20 protein-coding genes are annotated in these 18,690 nt (G+C 67.7%); 8 read left to right on the plus strand and 12 right to left on the minus strand.

Annotated elements, in window-relative coordinates; genetic code table 11:
- Positions 1–47 precede the first annotated feature (47 nt).
- Both AB0C30_RS09425 and AB0C30_RS09430 read right to left on the minus strand, forming a co-directional pair.
- The gene (locus AB0C30_RS09425) at positions 48–1,316 is read right to left on the minus strand and encodes an NAD(P)/FAD-dependent oxidoreductase (protein WP_357941349.1); all 1,269 of its coding nucleotides are present in this window, start codon (positions 1,314–1,316) and stop codon (positions 48–50) included.
- A 51-nt stretch (positions 1,317–1,367) separates the two neighbouring features.
- Complete coding sequence (locus AB0C30_RS09430) at positions 1,368–2,480, minus strand: ferritin-like domain-containing protein (protein ID WP_357941351.1); 1,113 nt, start codon at positions 2,478–2,480, stop codon at positions 1,368–1,370.
- Positions 2,481–2,566: 86 nt separating this feature from the next.
- Here AB0C30_RS09430 and AB0C30_RS09435 point away from each other — a divergent pair, with 86 nt between their 5' ends.
- Positions 2,567–3,217, plus strand: a complete 651-nt coding sequence (locus tag AB0C30_RS09435) for a TetR/AcrR family transcriptional regulator C-terminal domain-containing protein (RefSeq protein ID WP_357941353.1) — start codon at positions 2,567–2,569, stop codon at positions 3,215–3,217.
- Between the two features lie 19 nt (positions 3,218–3,236).
- Here AB0C30_RS09435 and AB0C30_RS09440 read toward each other — a convergent pair whose 3' ends face one another.
- Together AB0C30_RS09440 and AB0C30_RS09445 are read right to left on the minus strand one after the other, a co-directional pair.
- Positions 3,237–3,809, minus strand: a complete 573-nt coding sequence (locus AB0C30_RS09440) for a lytic transglycosylase domain-containing protein (protein ID WP_357941355.1) — start codon at positions 3,807–3,809, stop codon at positions 3,237–3,239.
- 339 nt (positions 3,810–4,148) lie between these two features.
- Positions 4,149–4,571, minus strand: coding sequence for a transglycosylase SLT domain-containing protein (locus AB0C30_RS09445; protein WP_357941357.1), 423 nt, complete (start codon positions 4,569–4,571; stop codon positions 4,149–4,151).
- 187 nt (positions 4,572–4,758) lie between these two features.
- On the opposite strand from AB0C30_RS09445, the gene AB0C30_RS09450 reads away from it, so the two are divergent.
- Positions 4,759–5,244, plus strand: coding sequence for a glutathione peroxidase (locus tag AB0C30_RS09450; RefSeq protein WP_357941359.1), 486 nt, complete (start codon positions 4,759–4,761; stop codon positions 5,242–5,244).
- Between the two features lie 207 nt (positions 5,245–5,451).
- Here the strand turns inward: AB0C30_RS09450 and AB0C30_RS09455 are convergent, their stop codons facing one another.
- Positions 5,452–6,528, minus strand: a complete 1,077-nt coding sequence (locus tag AB0C30_RS09455; RefSeq protein WP_357941361.1) for a LacI family DNA-binding transcriptional regulator — start codon at positions 6,526–6,528, stop codon at positions 5,452–5,454.
- 171 nt (positions 6,529–6,699) lie between these two features.
- On the opposite strand from AB0C30_RS09455, the gene ugpC reads away from it, so the two are divergent.
- Entirely contained in the window at positions 6,700–7,917 is a 1,218-nt protein-coding gene (gene ugpC, locus AB0C30_RS09460) for a sn-glycerol-3-phosphate ABC transporter ATP-binding protein UgpC (RefSeq protein ID WP_357941363.1), read from the plus strand.
- 148 nt (positions 7,918–8,065) lie between these two features.
- On the opposite strand, the gene AB0C30_RS09465 is transcribed toward ugpC, so the two are convergent.
- On the minus strand, positions 8,066–8,815 hold the full coding sequence (locus AB0C30_RS09465; RefSeq protein ID WP_357941365.1) for an SDR family oxidoreductase: 750 nt from the start codon (positions 8,813–8,815) through the stop codon (positions 8,066–8,068).
- A 53-nt stretch (positions 8,816–8,868) separates the two neighbouring features.
- Here AB0C30_RS09465 and AB0C30_RS09470 point away from each other — a divergent pair, with 53 nt between their 5' ends.
- Positions 8,869–9,096, plus strand: a complete 228-nt coding sequence (locus AB0C30_RS09470; protein WP_357941367.1) for a hypothetical protein — start codon at positions 8,869–8,871, stop codon at positions 9,094–9,096.
- Here the strand turns inward: AB0C30_RS09470 and AB0C30_RS09475 are convergent.
- The 4 genes from AB0C30_RS09475 to AB0C30_RS09490 all read right to left on the minus strand — a co-directional run bounded on the left by AB0C30_RS09475 (position 9,086) and on the right by AB0C30_RS09490 (position 11,503).
- A complete protein-coding gene (locus tag AB0C30_RS09475; RefSeq protein WP_357941369.1) occupies positions 9,086–9,424 on the minus strand; it encodes a MerR family transcriptional regulator in 339 nt (112 codons plus the stop codon). The genes AB0C30_RS09470 and AB0C30_RS09475 overlap by 11 nt on opposite strands.
- A 108-nt stretch (positions 9,425–9,532) precedes the next feature.
- Positions 9,533–9,976 (minus strand): Hsp20/alpha crystallin family protein, encoded by a 444-nt coding sequence (locus tag AB0C30_RS09480; protein WP_357941371.1) that lies wholly within the window; start codon positions 9,974–9,976, stop codon positions 9,533–9,535.
- A 279-nt stretch (positions 9,977–10,255) separates the two neighbouring features.
- Positions 10,256–11,041 carry a neutral zinc metallopeptidase gene (locus AB0C30_RS09485; RefSeq protein WP_357941373.1) on the minus strand — a complete coding sequence of 262 codons (786 nt, stop codon included), beginning with the start codon at positions 11,039–11,041 and terminating at the stop codon, positions 10,256–10,258.
- Between the two features lie 255 nt (positions 11,042–11,296).
- On the minus strand, positions 11,297–11,503 hold the full coding sequence (locus AB0C30_RS09490; protein WP_357941375.1) for a hypothetical protein: 207 nt from the start codon (positions 11,501–11,503) through the stop codon (positions 11,297–11,299).
- Here AB0C30_RS09490 and AB0C30_RS09495 point away from each other — a divergent pair.
- Positions 11,496–12,431, plus strand: a complete 936-nt coding sequence (locus AB0C30_RS09495; RefSeq protein WP_357941377.1) for a hypothetical protein — start codon at positions 11,496–11,498, stop codon at positions 12,429–12,431. The genes AB0C30_RS09490 and AB0C30_RS09495 overlap by 8 nt on opposite strands.
- Before the next feature lie 323 nt (positions 12,432–12,754).
- On the opposite strand, the gene AB0C30_RS09500 is transcribed toward AB0C30_RS09495, so the two are convergent.
- The gene (locus tag AB0C30_RS09500) at positions 12,755–13,090 is read right to left on the minus strand and encodes a carboxymuconolactone decarboxylase family protein (protein WP_357941379.1); all 336 of its coding nucleotides are present in this window, start codon (positions 13,088–13,090) and stop codon (positions 12,755–12,757) included.
- Positions 13,091–13,317: 227 nt separating this feature from the next.
- Between AB0C30_RS09500 and AB0C30_RS09505 the strand changes: the two genes are divergently transcribed.
- Positions 13,318–13,995, plus strand: a complete 678-nt coding sequence (locus AB0C30_RS09505) for a hypothetical protein (RefSeq protein ID WP_357941381.1) — start codon at positions 13,318–13,320, stop codon at positions 13,993–13,995.
- A 10-nt stretch (positions 13,996–14,005) separates the two neighbouring features.
- On the plus strand, positions 14,006–16,903 hold the full coding sequence (locus AB0C30_RS09510; protein ID WP_357941383.1) for an AAA family ATPase: 2,898 nt from the start codon (positions 14,006–14,008) through the stop codon (positions 16,901–16,903).
- Here AB0C30_RS09510 and AB0C30_RS09515 read toward each other — a convergent pair.
- A complete protein-coding gene (locus AB0C30_RS09515) occupies positions 16,900–17,454 on the minus strand; it encodes a hemerythrin domain-containing protein (RefSeq protein WP_357941385.1) in 555 nt (184 codons plus the stop codon). The genes AB0C30_RS09510 and AB0C30_RS09515 overlap by 4 nt on opposite strands.
- A 193-nt stretch (positions 17,455–17,647) precedes the next feature.
- Between AB0C30_RS09515 and glnII the strand changes: the two genes are divergently transcribed.
- Positions 17,648–18,667, plus strand: a complete 1,020-nt coding sequence (gene glnII, locus AB0C30_RS09520; protein WP_357941387.1) for a glutamine synthetase — start codon at positions 17,648–17,650, stop codon at positions 18,665–18,667.
- Positions 18,668–18,690 lie beyond the last annotated feature (23 nt).

Raw genomic sequence — 18,690 nt, forward strand, 5'->3', positions numbered from 1 at the left:
CAGCAGAGCCTCGATAGGGCTTAACGGGCGTAACGAAGTGATATCCGCTATTCGACGACAGTGGCCGCGCTGCGGCGCGGCCCCGCGTACCGCGCCAAGAAGCTGACCAGGACGCTCAGCCGGTTGCGTCCGCCCAGCAGGTAGGTCAGGTGCAGCCCGATCCAGGCCAGCCAGGCGAGCGGGCCGTGCATGGTCATGCCGTTGGACAGCTGCAGCACGGCCGAGCCCCGGCCGACCGTGGCCATGATGCCGGGATCGCTGTAGGAGAAGGGCGCCGCGGGACGGCCATGGGCCAGCGCCAGGATCTGCTTGCCCACGTGCTCGCCCATCTGGATGGCGGGCTGGGCCAGCTGCGGCAGCGGATTGGGCGGCCCGGCCAGGTCGCCGGCGACGAAGATCTCCGGGTACGCCGCGACGTTGAGCGCCTGGGTGACCTCGATCCGGCCGCCCTTGCCCTGCGGCAGGCCCAGGTTCGACACCTCGGCGGGCGCGGCGACGCCCAGCGCCCACACGGTGACGTCGCTCGGCAGCCGGGTGCCGTCGCTCAGCACGACCGCGTCGGGCTCGACCGAGGCCACCGTGCTGCCGAGCCGCAGGCGCACGCCGCGCCTGCGCAGCGCGTTCGCGGCCGCGTCGCGCAGCCGCGGCTTGTACGGCGAGAGCACGTAATCGAAGCGCTCGACCAGGGTGACACTCGTCTGATCGGGTTTGATCTCCGGATAGGTCACCGGGAGCGTCCGCTGGCGCAGCTCGCCCATCGTGCCCGCCATCTCCACCCCGGTCGCGCCCGCGCCGACCACCACGGCGTGCGCGCTCTCGCGCTTGCCGCCCGCGACCTGCTCCAGGAGGGTCTGCAGCCGTTTGCGCAGCACGATCGAGTCCTGGACCGAATAGATCGGGTAGCCGTTGTCCCGCGCGCCCTCGATGCCGTACCAGTTGGTGGTCACGCCGGTGGTGAGCACGAGGTAGTCGTAGTCGAGCGAGGTGCCGTCGTCGAACTCCACCCGCCGCTCGGCCGGGTGCAGCTTCGTCAGCGCGCCCCGCCGGGCCCGCGCCCGCCGATACTTGGCGGCGAACGCCCGCGTCGGGTAGGTGATGTCCCCGGCGGCGAGCCCGGCCGTCGCCACCTGGTAGAGCAGCGGCTGGAAGGTGGAGTAGGGGTGGCGGTCGACGAGCGTGACGCGCGCGCCGCCGCGGGCCAGCACCCTGGTGGCGTTCAGCCCGGCGAAGCCCGCGCCCACGACGACGACATGCGGCCTGGTGGACCGTGCTGGTTCCTGGACCATGGCGAGATGCCCCCTCCGGCGGATGCTCATAGGGTGCATATGGCACAGGAGGCAACTCTTAAACCACTCGCCGGAGCTCTCTCAGTTGGCGCCCATCTCGATGGTCTCGGCGACCTCGGCGTGCCGCTCGGCCTCCTCCTCGGCGAAGCGGGCCTCGTCGAGCTTGTCGGCGATGTCCTCGTCCTGCCGCATCAGCGCGTCGAGCGACTGGCCGGCCATCTCCAGCACGCCCATGTCGGCGTACGCCTGCTGCAACCGCGGGCTCCACAGCCCGATGTCCTTCACGCACGGCACGATCCGGCTGAACAGCAGCGATCGGAACAGCCGCAGATACTCCGAGTGCTCCGTGGCCACCTCGGCCTCTTCGACCTCCGCCTTCGACAGGCCCAGGTTCTCCCAGGTCTCCCGGCCCCTGAGCCGGTCGCGCATCAGGTAGCAGCCCTCGATGACGAAGTCCTCGCGCTCGCGCCGCTCGGCCTCGGTTAAGTTCCCGTAGAAGTCGCGCAGCGCCATCCGGCCGAACGCCACGTGCCTGGCCTCGTCCTGCATGACGTACGCGAGGATCTGCTTGGGCAGCGGCTTGGTGGTGATGTCGCGCATGACGCCGAACGCCGCCAGCGCCAGGCCCTCGATCAGCACCTGCATCCCCAGGTAGGGCATGTCCCACCGCGAGTCGCTGAGCGTCGAGTCGAGCAGCGACTTGAGGTGCTCGTTGATGGGGTAGGCCAGGCCCACCTTCTCCTGCAGGAATCGGGCGTACGTCTCGGCGTGCCGGGCCTCGTCCATGGTCTGGGTGGCGGCGTAGAACTTGGAGTCGAGATCCGGGACCGACTCCACGATCTTGGCCGAGCAGATCATCGCGCCCTGCTCACCGTGCAGGAACTGCGAGAACTGCCAGGCCGCGCCGTGCAGGCGGACGTCCTGGCGCTGCTTCTCGTCCATCCGGTGCCAGAGCGGCGTGTCGTAGATGGCGATCGTCTGGTCCGGGATGCCGAGCACGTTGTACGGGTCGACCTCGAGATCCCAGTCGATGCGCTTGGTGGAGTCCCACTGCTTGTCCTTGCCCTTTTGGTACAGGGCCAGCATCCGATCCCTGCCGTCGTCGTACTCCCACGTAAACCTGCTGGCACCGGACATCTCCACGTCCCACGTGGAGAGCTCGGCCGGGATGGTGTAGAGATCGTGCGTCGACATGGGGTCCTCCGCAGGGGGGCTACGTACACCGTACGTCCACTGTCGAGGCTTGCACGTACGGCGTACGTACGTCAATAGAATGAGCTATGCCCACCGAGCCTCTCTCGCGGACCCGCATCGTCGCCGCGGCGATCGACCTCATCGAGCGCGAGGGGGCCGACGCGGTGTCCATGCGACGCATCGCCGCGGACCTCGGCGTCGGTGTGATGTCGCTCTACAACCACGTGCCGAACAAGGACGCCCTGCTCAACGGCGTCGCCGAGGCGGTGCTCAGCCAGATCGAGTTCACCGACGACCCCGACGCCCACTGGACCGACCGGGTGCGGATGCAGGCCCGCGCCTTCCGCCAGATCGCGCACGGCCACCCGCGCTGCACGATGCTCGTCGTCAGCCGCCAGCTCCACTCCAACGCCGGGCTGCTGCCGGTCGAGCGGGCCCTGGCCACGCTGCGCAGCGCGGGGTTCGACGGGCCGGACGCGGTGCGGGTGCTGCGGATGTTCATCGCCTACATCGTGGGCTCCCTGCTGCGCGAGGTCGGGGTCACGCCCACGTTCGCCCCGCCGCGCGGGCAGATGGTCAACCCGGACGACGTCGATCCCACCCTGTTCCCCGAGGTGAACGGGCTGGCTCCGCTGCTGTCCAGCTGCGACCACGACGCCGACTTCGACTTCGGCGTCGAGCTGCTGATCCAGGCGATCGCGGTGCTGCCGAAGCGCAAGAGGGAGGGCACCCGGTGATCCCGGATGCCCTCCTGCTCTAGTACCAGTTGTGCGCTCTGAAGTGGCCCCAGGCGCCGCACGGTTTGCCGTATCTGCCCTTGATGTAACCCAGGCCCCAGCGGATCTGCGTCTCAGGGTTGGACTTCCAGTCCTCGCCCGCTCCCCGCATCTTTCCTCCGGGGAGCGCCTGCGGGATGCCATAGGCGCCTGAGGAGCTGTTGTACGCGTGGTGGTTCCAGTTGCTCTCTCTGGTCCAGAGGTTGTCCAGGCACTGGAACTCCTGGTAGGACCAGGCTCGCTGGACGACCTGGTTCAGCGCGATGCCCTTGTTCCGGCTCTTCGGCGCCTTGGCCTTGATCTTGATCTTCGGCCGCGCGGAGGTGGTCCAGGAACGGGTCTTGATCACGGGGGCGTGCCATGAGCCCTCGATGATCCGGGGCTCGGGTATCCGCGGTGCGGTCGCTCGCGGTTGTGCTGCTCTTGGTTGGGCTGTTCGTGGCTGTGCGGTTCGCGGTCCGGCCTCGGCCCAGACGAGGGTTGAACTGCCGGTGACGGCCGTGAGCGTGGTCAGAGTGATGAACGTGTAGCGCAGGGCGCGGTTGCTGTCCATGTCGATCCTTGCTGCCAGGTCGCGTGCGGACAGGCGCTCTTGCTTCCCCGGCGCCCTTGCCGGTCCGCGTCCGTGGCTCGGACGAGGAGGGTCCGCGCGGCCCCCCGGGCTTCCGTTGACGCCCCATGGTGCTGGGCGGCCCGGAGGGCTCCACGACGTTTCTCTAGCCCGGTTTCTATTACGCACAGTCACTGTCAATCACTCTCGGTGATTGGCTTTGGGAAGACGATGGCGTGATCGCTAGAGATATTTAGCCTGCTCGCAGGGCCGCCATGGCGCGGCCCGCTCGCGCGTTGACCTGGCCTTTCGTGAAAACAGGGACAGGCAGGGGGCGGCGGATCAGTACCAGTGGCGGGACTGGAAGTGCGCCCACGCGCGGCACGGGGAGCCGTACCTCTGCTTGATGTAGCCGAGGCCCCACGCGATCTGCGTGCGCGGGTTGGTGCGCCAGTCGCGGCCCTTGGTGGCCATCTTGTGGCCGGGCAGCGCCTGCGGGATGCCGTAGGCGCCCGAGCCGTTGCCGGCCCGGTGGTTCCAGCCGCTTTCTCGCGACCAGAGGCGCACCAGGCAGCGGTACTGGGCCTTGGTCCAGCCGCGCTTGGCGACCATGTGCTTGGCGATGGTCTTGTTCTTGCTGATGGCGCGTTGCGTGCTTGTTTCGGAGCTTGCCTGGGAGCTCTGCGCCTGTGCGGCCGTCGCGCCGCCTGCCACCACGAACGTGGCGGACAGGATCAAGGCGCTCGTACGGCGGAGCATGGGCATGCGGGTTCCCTTTCGATGGGTTCGGGGGACCGCGCCACCCTGCCCTATCCGCCCGATTTACCGCGAATTGACCATGAAAAGGTAGATCGTTGGCAAAGATCACTCTTTAGGGCTGTTCAGGGGAAATGTCGGGAAAATGTGGAGTGCATCACAAACCGGGAGACGGGGCGTTCTGTAGGGTCGGCTCATGAGTCTTCGTGACATTCCTGTCCGCACCCTCGCGGACGCCCCCACCACGCTCGCCGAGCTCGTCGGCGACAAGGCCGTGCTCATCGTGAACGTGGCCTCCAAGTGCGGCCTCACCCCGCAGTACACCGGCCTCGTCGAGCTGCAGCGGCAGTACGGCGAGCGCGGGTTCAGCGTGATCGGCATGCCGTGCAACCAGTTCATGGGCCAGGAGCCCGGCTCGGCCGAGGAGATCCAGGAGTTCTGCGCCACCACGTACGGCGTGGACTTCCCGCTGCTGGAGAAGGCCGAGGTCAACGGGCCCGGCCGGCACCCGCTCTACGAGGCGCTCGTGGAGACGCCCGACGCGGAGGGGACGGGCGGCGACATCCAGTGGAACTTCGAGAAGTTCCTCGTCGACCGCGAGGGGGCTGTGGTCGCTCGCTTCCGTCCGAGGACCACCCCGGACGACCCGGCGGTCATCGCGGCGATCGAGAAGGTGGTCTGAGGGTTCCCCGGATGGCCCGTCACGCGACCGCCTCGCTCCCTGTGACGGTCCGTGGTGGCTGGTGTCCCTTGGGAGAGATACCCCCTTCGGGGGAGGGGAAGGACGGATGGCCGGCGAACGTGCGTGGACACCGTGCCAGGGGGTGGCGGCAGTCGGTCGGCGGGGGTGGCCAGTGGCGTGGCCCCGGCCGCTGCGGACGTTTGGGGGTCAGTGGCGGGGGCCGCAGCTGCCTCGGACGATGAGTTCCGTTGGGAGCAGTACGCTCCGGGGTCGGCGGCTTCCCGCTCGCAGCACCAGCTCCGCCGCTCGGTAGCCGATGTCGCGGCCCGGTTGGGCGATCACGGTCAGTGGTGGGGAGCACAGTTCGGCCCACGGGACGTCGTCGTACATCACCAGCGACACGTCCCGTGGCACCCGCAGGTCCAGCTCCCTGGCCGCCAGGACGGCCGCTTCGCCCAGGACGTTGCCGCCGGTCACCACGGCCGTCAGGTCGGGGCGGCTCTGGAACAGCCCGGACGCGGCCGCGTAGGCCGAGTCGCGGCTGCCCGTGGCGAACACGACCAGGTCCTCGTCCACGGGCGCGCCGACCGCCTCGCGGAAGGCCGCCACCCGCCTGCCGTGCCCCGGGCCGCCGAGGAAGGCGATGCGCCGGTGGCCGAGCCCTCTCAGGTAGCGCACCGCCGTACGGATGCCGGCCCGGTCGTCCGCCAGTACGGCGGGAACGTCCAGCGGCCGGGCCCGCGAGGCGGGCGGCAGGCCGTCCAGCAGCATGAGGTCGGTGACACCACGCGACGCGGAGTCCCTGTCGGACGGCACATCAGACGCCGCGTCGGACGGCAACCGGTCAGCGAAGACGACCGTCATGCCCGCCTTGATCGCCGGGGCCCACGTCTCGGCGCCGCCCGACGGGACCGCGATCACCCGGTCCACGCTCTGCTCCAGCAGCATGCCGACCAGTTCGGCCTCCTGCTCGGGATCGTCGCCCGTCGAGCCGAGCACGACCGGCTCGCCCGCCGAGCGCGCGCAGGCCAGCACGCCCTCGGCCAGCTGGCCGTAGAAGGTGTCCGTGAGGTCGGGTACGAACAGCCCCATGCCGCCCGTGCGCCGCTGGCGGAGGTTGCGGCCGAGCGCGCTCGGCCGGTAGTCGAGGTGGGCGGCGATGGCCAGCACTCGTTCCCTTGTCTCAGGGCTGGCCGAGCCGCCGGACAAGACCCGGGACACGGTCGCGACGCCGACGCCCGCCGCCTCGGCCACATCCTTGATGGTGGCCCGCCTCGATTCCATGGAAACGATTCCATCATGGTTTCCGCCGCGCAGGAAGACCAGGACACTGACATGCGCTGATCTCTTGACACACATGTCCGTTTCGGGTGAGATGCTTGAAAACGTATCCATGCAAATGGATACCCCCCGCACATCATCCGGGTCACCCGCCCGGGAGCGCGAAGGAATGTCATGGCATCCATCGTTCTGACCAATGTCGACAAGATCTACGCCGGTGGCGTTAAGGCTGTGAACGGGCTCAACCTTGAGATCAAGGATGGCGAGTTCATGGTGCTGGTCGGCCCATCCGGTTGCGGTAAGTCGACCGCGCTCCGGATGATCGCCGGTTTGGAGGACATCAGCGGTGGCGAGATCGCGATCGGCGAGAAGGTGGTCAACCACCTGCCGCCGAAGGACCGCGACATCGCCATGGTCTTCCAGAACTACGCGCTGTACCCCCACATGACGGTCGAGGAGAACCTCGCCTTCGGCCTCAAGCTTCGCAAGATGCCCAAGCCGGAGATCCAGAAGCGCGTCAACGAGGCCGCCAAGATGCTCGGCCTGGAGACGTACCTCAAGCGCAAGCCGGCCGCCCTGTCCGGTGGTCAGCGCCAGCGTGTCGCGATGGGCCGCGCCATCGTCCGCGAGCCCCAGGCGTTCCTCATGGACGAGCCGCTGTCGAACCTCGACGCCAAGCTCCGTGTCTCCATGCGCGCCTCCCTCAACCAGATGCACGAGCGCCTCGGCGTCACCACCGTCTACGTCACGCACGACCAGGTCGAGGCCATGACGCTGGGCGACCGCGTCTGCGTCCTGCGCGACGGCATCCTGCAGCAGGTCGACACGCCGCAGAACCTGTTCGACAAGCCGGTCAACCTGTTCGTCGCCGGCTTCATGGGCTCGCCCGCCATGAACTTCGTCACCGCCGAGCTGGTCCGCGACGGCGGCACCGCCGTCACGTTCGCCGACATCAAGCTGGAGATCCCGGAGTCGACGTTCAGCGACAAGCCGGGCCTCGACCAGTACATCGGCAAGCAGGTCATCCTCGGCATCCGCCCGTCCGACTTCGAGGACGCCGCGTCCGCCGGCCAGAACGCCAACGGCTGGGCCACGCTGGCCGTCAAGGCGGAGGTCACCGAGGAGCTCGGCTCCGAGATCAACGTCCTGTTCCTGATCGACGCCCCGCCGGTCGAGCACAAGGACACCGTCGCCGCCGCCGACACGGGCGACGACGAGGAGGCGGCGCTGCCGCTGGTGGGCGACAAGTCGCTGTGGACCGCCCGCGTGAACGCCCGCAGCCACGCCCGTCCGGGCTCGAGCCTCGACCTCGTGCTGGACACGCACAACCTGCACTTCTTCGACCCGACCTCCGGCCTGGCCATCGGCCACGAGGCGAACGTCGGCAAGTGATCTCCACCGAATCTCGGCCGTGAGCCCGCTCACGACCGGACTGGGCGTGAGTCCCCCTCACACCCGCCTGGGTGCGATCATCCCGCACCCGGACAGGGCCCCCACCGCGTCCCCCTCCCGCGGCGGGGGCCCGCTTGCTTGTACGACCTCAGCGGTTGAATTTCGCCGCCGCGCTGCTCACCACCGTACGAGGGACGAATCTGCCGATCGCCGCGACCGCCTTGTACCGCAGGTCCGGAATCGACACCCGCTTGCCCAGGGCCAGGTCGCGCATGGCCGCGTTGACCACGTTGTCGGCCTTGAGCCACAGGAAGCGGGGGATGTGGGAGGTGTCCATGTACGCCCGGTCGTGGAACTCCGTCCGTACGAAGCCGGGACACAAGGCCATCACCTTGATACGCGGATTGCCCACCTCGGCCGCGGTCGCCTCGCTGAAGTTCACCACCCACGCCTTGGACGCGCTGTAGGTGCCGTGGACGAAGAACGCCGCGACGGAGGCCACGTTGATCACGCCGCCCCGGTCACGCTCCCTCATCCCGGGTAGCGCGGCGAGCGTCAGCCTCAGCACGGCCTCACAGTGGACCTTGAGCATGCGTAGCTCGTCCTCCACCGGCACCTCCAGGAACTTCTGGGGGTGGCCGAAGCCGGCGTTGTTCACCAGGAGATCGACTCCGTCGCGCAGCCGCGCCTCGACCCGGGCGAGGCCGTCGTCGGTGGCGAGATCGGCGGGCAGCGACTCGACGCTGACGCCGTACCTGAGCTTGAGCTGGCCCGCGATCTCGCCCAGCCGGGCCTCGTCGCGGGCCACCAGGACCAGGCTGAACCCGTCGGCGGCCAGCCGGCGGGCGAAGGCGGCGCCGATGCCGGCGGTCGCGCCCGTGATCAATGCGGTAGGCATGGCAGCACCTTAACGCCTCTCCCGTCACCGTCCGGTGGGGGCGTATTGCCGTGGTGGGGATTCTCGAGTGGACTGAGACCACAGCCCAGATCACGAGGAGCAGCGGTGAGCAGGCTTCGATTCGGCGTATTCATGGCCCGGAGTTCCAGGGCCAGGCACAGCCGACCCTGGACGCACGGGACCGCGCGAGCGCCGTCCGGGAAGAGCACGCCGAGGCGCAGCTCGCGGCGGTCGCGCACATGGCGGACAAGTATCAGTCCGAGGCGAACATCAAGGATTGAGCGGGGTCGCGCCTGGCTGGGACTGGGCGTCCGCCAGGCGCCGGGCGAGTTCGTCGCGTTCGCGGGTGATCTCGGCGAGTTCGTGCTGTAGCTCGATGATGCGACGGATGGCCGGCAGCGTCATGCCCTGGTCCATCATCGTCACCACTTCTTGGACGCGGCCGATCTCGTGGCGGCTGTAGCGGCGCTGTCCGCCCGCCGAGCGCTGGGGGGAGACGACCTGGTTGTCGTCGATGCGCCGCAGGAACGCCTGCTGTACGTCCAGCATGCTCGCCACCTGGCCGACAGTGAACAGGGCGGCGTGTTCGTCGTCCATGGGTAGTTTCATGACCGTTCCTCCTGTCGGAATGCGGGCGGCCCCGCCCGGTGGCGCACGTAGGGGCCGTACCGGGGCGGGGCCGTAGCCTGTCCAGGTGCAGGGGCGCTGCGTGGGCGGTCAGCTCTTGATCGCCTTGTGCGACTCGGTCGTGGTGCGCTGGATGGCCACCTTGCGTGGCTTGGCCTGCTCCAGGACCGGGATCCGCACCGCCAGCACGCCGTTGTTGTAGGCGGCCTCGATCGCGTTGGCGTCCAGGTGCTCGGACAGGTAGACCCGGCGTGTGAAGGAGCCCATCACTCGCTCCCGTACGAACACACGCTCGTCCTGCTCGTACTCCTCTTCGCGCCGCGCGGTCACCGACAGGACGCCGCGGTCGACGGTGACCTCGATGGAGTCGGGGTCGACGCCGGGCAGGTCGAACCGCAGCACCACATCGTCGGCGCGGCGGATTCCGTCCATCGGCATCGTCGCCCCGTTGCCCTGAGCGCCGGCTTGGCGGGCGAGACGGTCGAACTGACGCTCGAACTCCTGGATGAACGGGTCGATCGACGTGAGCAGCATCGCGCTTCACCTCCGAAGAACGCCCGGGGGCTCCTCGGTCCCCCGGATTACCTATCCTCCGTCCAAGAGGAAACCTACAGCTGGAATTATAAGTTTCCTCCGGGTGAAGTTGTCAACTGGTTGCGGCGGCGCCGATGGTCAGTGGCCCCCGGTCACTTCTCGCCGCGACCCCCACCGCCGCTGTCGTGCTTGCCGCGTCCGACCGCCTGCCTCGGCGACGGACGGCCTTCATGGCGAGCGCCGGGGGGCGACCGGTCGGACGCCCCCCGCGGAAAAGAGCTAGGCCACCTTCGAGGAGGGTGCCGCCCAGGTGTTGCACGAGCCAGGGTCGCCGGTGGCGAAGCCGCGCTTGGTCCAGGCGACGACGTTGGCCCTCTTGCCGTACCAGCGTGCCTCGCCGGGTGCGTCACCCTCCTGAATGCTCTGCAGGTAGGTCCAGTCCTTGGTGGTCCTGCCCTTCAGCGGCCAAACGCTCTTGATGAACGCGCCGGAGAGGCACTCGTTCTGGAGGTTGCCGCGCCGGCCCAGCTCCCGGCCCGCGGCTTTGGTGCGGGCCGGCACCACGTCCAAGGCGTCGGCGATCCCGACGAGCTTCTGGACGTGGTAGCCGTACATGTAGGTGACCGTGCTGAGCAGCCACATGTCGGAAGGGTCGTTGAGCCACGTCTTGCCGACCTGGAAGATCATCGTGTTGGTGCGGTCGCAGTAGTAGGTCAGGGAGTCGCCGCTGTCGATCTTCATGCCGCAGTACGTCTTCGGGAGCTTGTCCACGTGCCGCACCTTGGGCTTGCTGAAGGGCAGGCCGGCGGCGGTGAGGTGCTGTTCCCAGGTGGTGTCGAGGCAGGCGACGATCGCGTCGATATAGGCACGAGCCAGTTTGCGGTTGTTGCGCTTGACCGGCGGCTCGTCACAGGTCGTGGCGGGCAGCGCGCCGGCCTCGTAGAGGGGGTTGGCGATCAGCTTGGGGTGTTTGACGGGGTCGGCCGCGGTCGTCGCGGCGGTGGCCGTACCGGTTAAGGAGAGCATCGACGCGACGGTCAGCGCCATGATCGGAAATTTTCTCACGAGGGGTGACAATAGGGCCGCTGGCGTGTTTTCGCATCATCAATTCCTTTGTATCCGTTCCTTCACTGTGCGTCGTCTCGATGGGGCCTGCCCGGGCGGGGGCCGGGAATGGCTGACCCAGGGGGCGCCGGAGTAACAAACACCGCTATTGACTCGCCAGCCACCAGCACTGTCACAAATACCCTTTATTGTCATGTGAAATGTTAGATATCAAAATCAGCGTCGTCATTCGGACGTCGGCGAAAATTAATTCCCTTACCCCTTCACATTGAAGCGGCGACCTCTCAAGATGAAAAAGTTCGCCAGAATCGCTTCATGGAAGGGAAGATTCATGAGTGCACGCTCAAGGCGCGCCGCAATTGTCGCTTTTGCGACATTGCTGGCAGTCTCGGGGTTGAGCGCGACCGCGACTGCGACGGCAGCACCTTCCCCTGCCGCATCCGCCACGGGGGCGGTGAACAAGTCCGACAGCAAGAGCATCCAGGCCCACTGGACCGCCGAACGCATGCGCGCGGCCACGCCGGAGCCGGTCGTGGCGGTCCCGGACGCGAAAGCGGCGCCGGAGCAGGTCAAGAACGTCCTGCCCAGCCGCTCGGCCGAGGGGTCGCTGCCGACCAGGAAGATCAGCCGGTCCGCCGGCCCGTCGGCCGGTCTGCTCGCCGGCCAGCGGGCCGAGCGCTGGGGGCGTCAGGGGAGCATGCCCGCCCTCACGATCGGCAAGATCTACTACACGCGCAATGACAACAGCTCCGGCTACTGCACCGGCAGCGTGATCAACGCCGCCAACAAGAACACGGTCTGGACCTCCGGCCACTGCGTGCACGCGGGGAGCGGTGGCGCGTCCGGCTGGTTCCGCGACTTCATCTTCGTCCCCGACGCCGACAACGGTCTAGAGCCTCAGGGCCGCTGGACCTGGCGATACGCCAACACGACCAACGGCTGGTTCAACAACCACAACTGGAGTTACGACATCGCGGCCATCGCCTTCAACCCGCAGCCGGCCCACGGCAACCTTCAGGACTGGACCGGCTCGCAGGGCTACAAGTTCAACCAGGGCCAGGCGTGGACCGGCATCAACGCCTTCGGTTTCCCGCAGGACGGCTACCAGCGCACCGACTTCACCGGCAACGACCTGTGGTACTGCTTCGGCAACGTCACCCGCGCCAGCTCCTCCGACGACCGTATGCACATGAACAACGACATGTTCCACGGCTCCAGCGGCGGCCCCTGGCTGCAGGACCTCCAGCTGAGCCGAGGCTGGGGCTACATCATCGGCGCCAACAGCCACCGGGACGTCGACGCCAACCAGAACCCCACCAATATCGTCTACAAGTCGCCCTACCACGGTGACGGGGCTGTCAACGTTTATAACGATGTAACAGCCCACTAATCACGATAAAAGAAGCGAGGGGCTTAACGGCCCCTCGCTTTTCGTCATCCCGGGCTGGCCTCATTCATGCGCTCCTTGGTCCAGTGGGACGCGATGTCCTGCGGAGCGCGCGTATTTTGGACCCCCGTCGCCGCTTCGTCGGGAGCGGGAGAACGGAAAATCACGACCACCGTCGCCGCCGCCACGAGGGCCGCGGCGGCTGCCACAAGTGCGATGGCTTTACGCCTCATACCGCCATCGTACGACCAAGCGCCCCGATCGATGGCGGAGAGGCTTATGCGCGGTGATATGTCCGGTTAGGGATGGACGGGAGCTCTACGCGCTCAGCCACCAAGGTCCCGTCTACCTGATCGACCCCGTCTGACGGCTTCGATCAGATCCTCGACCTGATTGTTCAGCCGCGAGCCACGGGTCCAGCCCGCGTAGTGGGTGAGGAAGACCACGACCTCCCGCAGTTCGCTCTCACTCAGGTCGCCCGCGCGCAACGCGGCGTCGAGTCGCACCTCCAGTTGGTCGTCGATGCCCTGCCCGACGAGCAGGCCGAGCAAGAGCAGGTGGCGCTCCTTGGCCGAGAGGACGCCGCGCGACCAGAGGTCGGCGAACGCCCGCTCCGCCGTCATGCCGAAGCTGTCCACTGTCTCCATGGCCGGTTCTGTCATTGTCCGCTCCGGGTAGCAGGGGATCCCTCTATCTTTCGCTACTTTGCCGGTTGAACCAATGGGGGCACGCCAACGTAGTACGGACGTCCGCTCCGAGCGGATCTGTAACAACTGAAGCCAAGGTACGGCCAAGATTTGGTCAAGATTTATCACCGTACACTCGGCCTCATTCCGCATGAAAGCGGGCACAACAACTCCGTTGGTCCGTAAAGCGGAGGTAAGCCCTGGTGAACAAGACACGGGCTTGGATCGCGCTCATGACCGCGATCGTCATGCTGTCAGCGTGCGGGCAGCCGGATTTCACCTACGTACGTGACAGGGAAGGCACCACCTACTTCAAGGTGCCGTCCTCCTTCAGCCAGCTCAACGCCTATCCGATCGAACTCTCCCTGTCGGGCGACCATCCGAACTCGGAGGCGGCCCGGCTGCGGCGCGAGCGGGTCTGGTCCACGGCCTTCGACCAGTCCGCGCAGCCGTCCGTCGCGCACCTGCTCAGCTCGACGGATCCGTTCATCTACGCCACCGTGCACAAGCTCACCGACGAGCAGCGGGACGGGATGTCGCTGGATCGGCTGCGTGACTTCATCCTGCCGGTGACCGCGCAGATCCGCGCGATGTACCTGTCCAAGGCGACCGAGGCCGGGCGGCAGCCGCTGTTCAACCGGTTCGAGTCGATCAGCGATCAGATCCTCCAGCTGGACCATGGTGCCAGGGGAGTACGGGTTCGCTTCAACTACCAGATCGGCGGCGACGTCCAGACCTTCGACCACACCGCCATCCTCGACGAGCAGGGAGCCACGGTCTCCGTGATGCTCATCGGCTGCCAGGCGATCTGCTTCCGAGCTCGCGCGGCCGAGTTCGACAAGATCGAGCAAACCTTCAAGCTGCTCCGGCTGCCCGGATGAGGGAGCGTCATTGACCACGACCACGCATCACGGCGGGCTGCGCGCGCCCGGTAGCGGCCCATCCGATCCCGAAGCCGTGACCAGGAAGAAGATGCGGTTCTGGGATCGCAGCAAGTTCCTCATCGGGCTGGTCCTCGCCTTCCTCGTCCTCACCTGGAAGGTGATGGCCGACTACGAGGGCATCGTGTCGTTCGGCGAGGCCATGCGGGCCATCGCGTACGCCTATCAGTGGATCTTCTGGTTGCTGAGCGTCGAGGCGCTGCGGCAGCTCCACTTCTTCGTCAGCGAGCGGTGGTCGGCCTACCACCGCTTCTGGAGCCACCGGGTCTTCGGCGGGTTCGAGCGCTGGTCCCACCGGCGCTTCGACGACTGGACCAGGTATCGCTTCTCCCGCGCCGCGAAGATCGTTTTCTGGGTGGTGCTGATCGCGCTGGTGCTCGGGGCGGTGCTCGAAACCAGCCCGTTCCTCGCCCTGTTCAGCGCGCCGGCGCTGATCTGGAAGGCGATGCCGTTCCTGATCCAGATCGTGTTCCTGTTCTTCGTGGTCATCATCCAGTTCGTCGGCCTGTTCTGGTTCCTGTCCAGAGGCGGCGTCGAGACGTACTTCCCCGACGACATCAAGACCCGCTTCTCCGACGTCTGGGGACAGGACCACGTCGTCGAACGCGTCCAGGAGAACATCGTCTTCCTGGAGCGGCCCGACGAGATCGAGAAGCGCGGCGGGTACGTGCCCAGCGGCCTGCTGCTGTGGGGGCCGCCGGGCACCGGCAAGACGCTGATGGCCGAGGCGGTGGCCGGCGAGACCGGCAAGCCGTACGTGTTCGTCGACCCCGGCGCCTTCACGAACATGTTCATGGGCATCGGCATCCTCAAGGTCAAGACGCTCTTCAGGAAGCTGCGCAAGCTCGCGCTCAGGTACGGCGGGGTGATCGTCTTCTTCGACGAGGCCGACTCGCTCGGCAAGCGCGGCCGGCTCGCCCAGCAGGGCCCGCAGGGGCAGGGCGGCGGCGGTTTCTCCGGCTGTCACGGCGCCAACTATCTGTCCGAGGAGACCCGCTCGGTGCTCGCCTTCCGCGCCCGGCGGGAGGTGGAGGAGCCGGAGACCCGCAACCGCTTCTTCATGGGCGGCGGCGGCATGAACAGCGGTGACCCGGGCACCCTGCAGGCCCTGCTCACCGAGCTGTCCGGGCTCAAGAAGCCGCGCGGCTTCTTCAACCGCCTGGTCAGACGGCTGCTCGGGATGCGACCCAAGCCGCCGCCCAAGTTCCGCATCCTCGTCATGATGGCCACCAACCGGCCCGACGCGCTCGACGAGGCGCTGCTGCGTCCCGGCCGCATCGACCGCATCTACAAGGTCGGTTACCCCTCCAAGGCCGGACGGGTCCGCACGTACCAGGGCTATTTCGACAAGGTCGACCACGAGCTGACCGAGCAGCAGATCGACAAGCTCGCCACCATCACCCCGTACGCGACGGGTGCCACGATCAAGGACCTGGTGAACGAGTCGCTGATCACCGCGATCCGCGACGGCCGGGAGGTCATCTCCTGGTCGGACGTCCTGCGCGCCAAGCGGCTCAAGCAGCTCGGCCCGCCCGAGGACGTCGAGTACATCGAGCGGGAGCGGCACGCCGTGGCCGTGCACGAGGCGTGCCACGCCGTGGTGGCCTACGTGACCCGCTTCCACCTGGAGATCGACATCGCCACGATCGAGAAGGGCGCCGACTACCTGGGCATGGTCGCCTCGATCAAGCCCGAGGACCAGTTCACCCGGTGGAAGTCCGAGTACGAGGCCGACATCATGGTCTCGCTCGCCTCTCTGGCGGGGGAGCGGATGTTCTTCGGCGAGGACAACTCCTCCGGGGTCTCCAGCGACCTGCACTCGGCGACGTTCCTGACGGCGCTCATGGAGTCGTACTGGGGGATGGGTTCGGGCGTCACCTCCCTTCCCGCGCTGCAGGAACTGGAGATCCACGGCGGCAAGGCGATGCCACGGCGCGGCGGTGGTGGCGGCCCGATCGGCATCACCGAGCGGGAGCCGAGCCGGGGCCAGGCCGAGCTGGCGCCTGACGTGCTGGGCGAGCGGATCGAGTTCAACCTGGTCCGGCTGCTGGAGAAGACCGAGCGGCTGCTGGAGGAGCATCGCCGGGACGTGCTCTGCCTCGCGCACGCGCTGGAGACGCACAAGACGCTCAACGGCGACGACGTGGTGGCGATCATCGAGCGGGCTACCGGGCCGCTCATCGACGGCACGATCTACGCCTCCGACGAGCTGTACCAGGAGTTGGAGGAGTACCACCGGGACGCGGCCAGGGCGCACAAGGAGCACAGCCGGATCGAGCGCGACCTGCCTGGGCAGGCGGAAGAGCCTGCCTACCAGCCCAACGGCCAGACCGCCGGGTGGCCGGTCGGGCCGGTTCTTCAACCCGAGCCGGTAGGGACTGTCCTGGCCGCCGAGCCCGTGGTGGTGACCGCCGAGATCGTCGCCGAGCCGGGCCGGCCCGAGTTCGTGCCGTGGGCGCCTGACCCCGCGCCCGTCTACGCGGCGCCGTCGCCCCAGCCGGTCGAGCCGCCGCCACCCAGGCGCCGGGCGTGGGTCGTCGTCGCCAGCCTGCTGGCGCTCGTCGTGCTCGCGCTCCTCACCGGCCTGGTCCTGACGGGCGCGACCCCGGTCGCCGGGATGGCCTCGCCCGGACTGCTGCTCGTCCTGTTCGTGGTCGTGGTGGCGGTGATCGTGGGCGCGGGCCTGGCGCTCATCGCCATCAAGGCCGTACGAGCGGCGCAGGCCAAGGCGGAACACGAACGCGACCAGGCCCACGCCAGGGCGCAACTGCTGGCCGCCGCGATGGACCCCGACACGGCCATGCGGCTGCTCGGCTACGACGGCAGAGGAACGGACAGGAGGCCCTAGACCCGTATATCCAGCCGGCCGATCGGCTCGACCAGCTCCTCCTCTTCATAGGTGAAGTGCGAGGACAGGACGGCGGCCAGCTGCTCGGCCTCGGCCCGTACCCGGTCGAGGCCGGTGTCGCCGGCCACCAGGTCCACACACGCCTGGTCGAGCCGGGTCAGCAGCCCGGCGATGACCTCGTGCTCCTCCTTGAGCTTTTCGATCACCGGCCCGAGTGAGCCGTCGCGCTCGAGTATCGCCGGGTACATGGCCTCGTCCTCGATCGTGTGATGGACGGTCAGCAGCCGGCAGAACGTCGCGCAGAACGCGCCCAGCGTCCAGTAGTTCTGGCGCATGGTCAGCTGGTTGATCACCGAGCGCAGGGCGGCCGCGTCGAGGGCGCCCGCGGCGACCTGGTCGAGCGCGTCCAGGACCTGCCGCATCTCCTGGCGGTAGCCGTTGTGCACGTCGATCAGGTGCCGGCCGAGCTGCCGCTGTCCCGGCGTGAGAGCCTCGGGATCGTGCTTGTGGCCGCGTGGCCTGCGCGCCTCGTCGAGGTCGGTCACTGTCACTGGCGCTCCAGCCCGGCGGCCTCCGGCGCGGACCACAGGTCGTACATGAAGATCCCCCCATTTTGTAATAAATGATCTTATAGCCCGGTGGACTCTCCGTACTGATTAACACGACGTTCACATTCGGGCAAAAACCGGGAAACGGTTGACCGCAAGACTCGGCGTGGCTGTGAGACACCCTGAAAGGACCGACGTGAGCTACAAGGCTGAGTACATCTGGATCGATGGCACCGAGCCCACCGCCCTGCTGCGCTCGAAGACCAGAATCCTGGCTGACGGAGCCGAGCCGCCGGTCTGGGGTTTCGACGGTTCCAGCACCAACCAGGCCGAGGGTCACTCCTCGGACCGCGTGCTCCGTCCGGTCTTCACCTGTCCCGACCCGATCCGTGGCGGTTCCAGCGTGCTGGTCCTGTGCGAGGTCGAGGAGATCGACGGCGCCCCGCACAAGAGCAACACCCGCGCCCTGCTCCGCCCGATCGCCGAGCAGTTCGCCGACCAGGACTCCTGGTTCGGCATCGAGCAGGAATACACCTTCTTCAAGGGCAGCCGCCCGCTGGGCTTCCCCGAGGGCGGCTTCCCCGCCCCGCAGGGCCCCTACTACTGCGGCGTGGGCGCCGACGCGATCTTCGGCCGCGAGATCGTCGAGCTCCACCTCGACCGCTGCCTCGCCGCCGGCCTCGCGATCTCCGGTATCAACGCCGAGGTCATGCCGGGTCAGTGGGAGTTCCAGGTGGGCCCGGCCGGTCCGCTGGAGGTCTCCGACCACATGTGGATCGCCCGCTGGCTGCTCTACCGTACGGCTGAGGAGTTCGGCGTGGAGGCCACCCTCGACGCCAAGCCCGCCCGTGGCGACTGGAACGGCGCCGGCGCGCACACCAACTTCTCCACCAAGGCGATGCGCGAGGGCTACGAGCCCATCATCACCGCGTGCGAGGCCCTGGGTGAGGGTGACAAGCCGATGGAGCACATCACCCAGTACGGCGTGGGCATCGAGAGCCGCCTGACCGGCGCCCACGAGACCGCCCCGTGGAACAAGTACAGCTACGGCGTCTCCAACCGCGGCGCCTCCGTACGCATCCCGTGGCAGGTCGAGGTGGACAAGAAGGGCTACATCGAGGACCGCCGCCCCAACGCCAACGTCGACCCCTACGTGGTCACCCGCCTGCTGGTCAACACCTGCTGCTCGGCCCTGGAGAAGGCCGGCCAGGTCTGATCTCGGTAAGCGAGTAGAGAGGA

The sequence above is a fragment of the Nonomuraea sp. NPDC048901 genome (genome assembly GCF_040649695.1).
Classification (GTDB): domain Bacteria; phylum Actinomycetota; class Actinomycetes; order Streptosporangiales; family Streptosporangiaceae; genus Nonomuraea.

Bases quoted from the DNA above. Each gene is read 5' to 3' on its own strand.
- AB0C30_RS09425 (WP_357941349.1), bottom strand. From the start codon at position 1,316: ATGAGCATCCGCCGGAGGGGGCATCTCGCCATGGTCCAGGAACCAGCA.
- AB0C30_RS09430 (WP_357941351.1), bottom strand. From the start codon at position 2,480: ATGTCGACGCACGATCTCTACACCATCCCGGCCGAGCTCTCCACGTGG.
- AB0C30_RS09435 (WP_357941353.1), top strand. From the start codon at position 2,567: ATGCCCACCGAGCCTCTCTCGCGGACCCGCATCGTCGCCGCGGCGATC.
- AB0C30_RS09440 (WP_357941355.1), bottom strand. From the start codon at position 3,809: ATGGACAGCAACCGCGCCCTGCGCTACACGTTCATCACTCTGACCACG.
- AB0C30_RS09445 (WP_357941357.1), bottom strand. From the start codon at position 4,571: ATGCCCATGCTCCGCCGTACGAGCGCCTTGATCCTGTCCGCCACGTTC.
- AB0C30_RS09450 (WP_357941359.1), top strand. From the start codon at position 4,759: ATGAGTCTTCGTGACATTCCTGTCCGCACCCTCGCGGACGCCCCCACC.
- AB0C30_RS09455 (WP_357941361.1), bottom strand. From the start codon at position 6,528: ATGGAATCGAGGCGGGCCACCATCAAGGATGTGGCCGAGGCGGCGGGC.
- ugpC (WP_357941363.1), top strand. From the start codon at position 6,700: ATGGCATCCATCGTTCTGACCAATGTCGACAAGATCTACGCCGGTGGC.
- AB0C30_RS09465 (WP_357941365.1), bottom strand. From the start codon at position 8,815: ATGCCTACCGCATTGATCACGGGCGCGACCGCCGGCATCGGCGCCGCC.
- AB0C30_RS09475 (WP_357941369.1), bottom strand. From the start codon at position 9,424: ATGAAACTACCCATGGACGACGAACACGCCGCCCTGTTCACTGTCGGC.
- AB0C30_RS09480 (WP_357941371.1), bottom strand. From the start codon at position 9,976: ATGCTGCTCACGTCGATCGACCCGTTCATCCAGGAGTTCGAGCGTCAG.
- AB0C30_RS09500 (WP_357941379.1), bottom strand. From the start codon at position 13,090: ATGACAGAACCGGCCATGGAGACAGTGGACAGCTTCGGCATGACGGCG.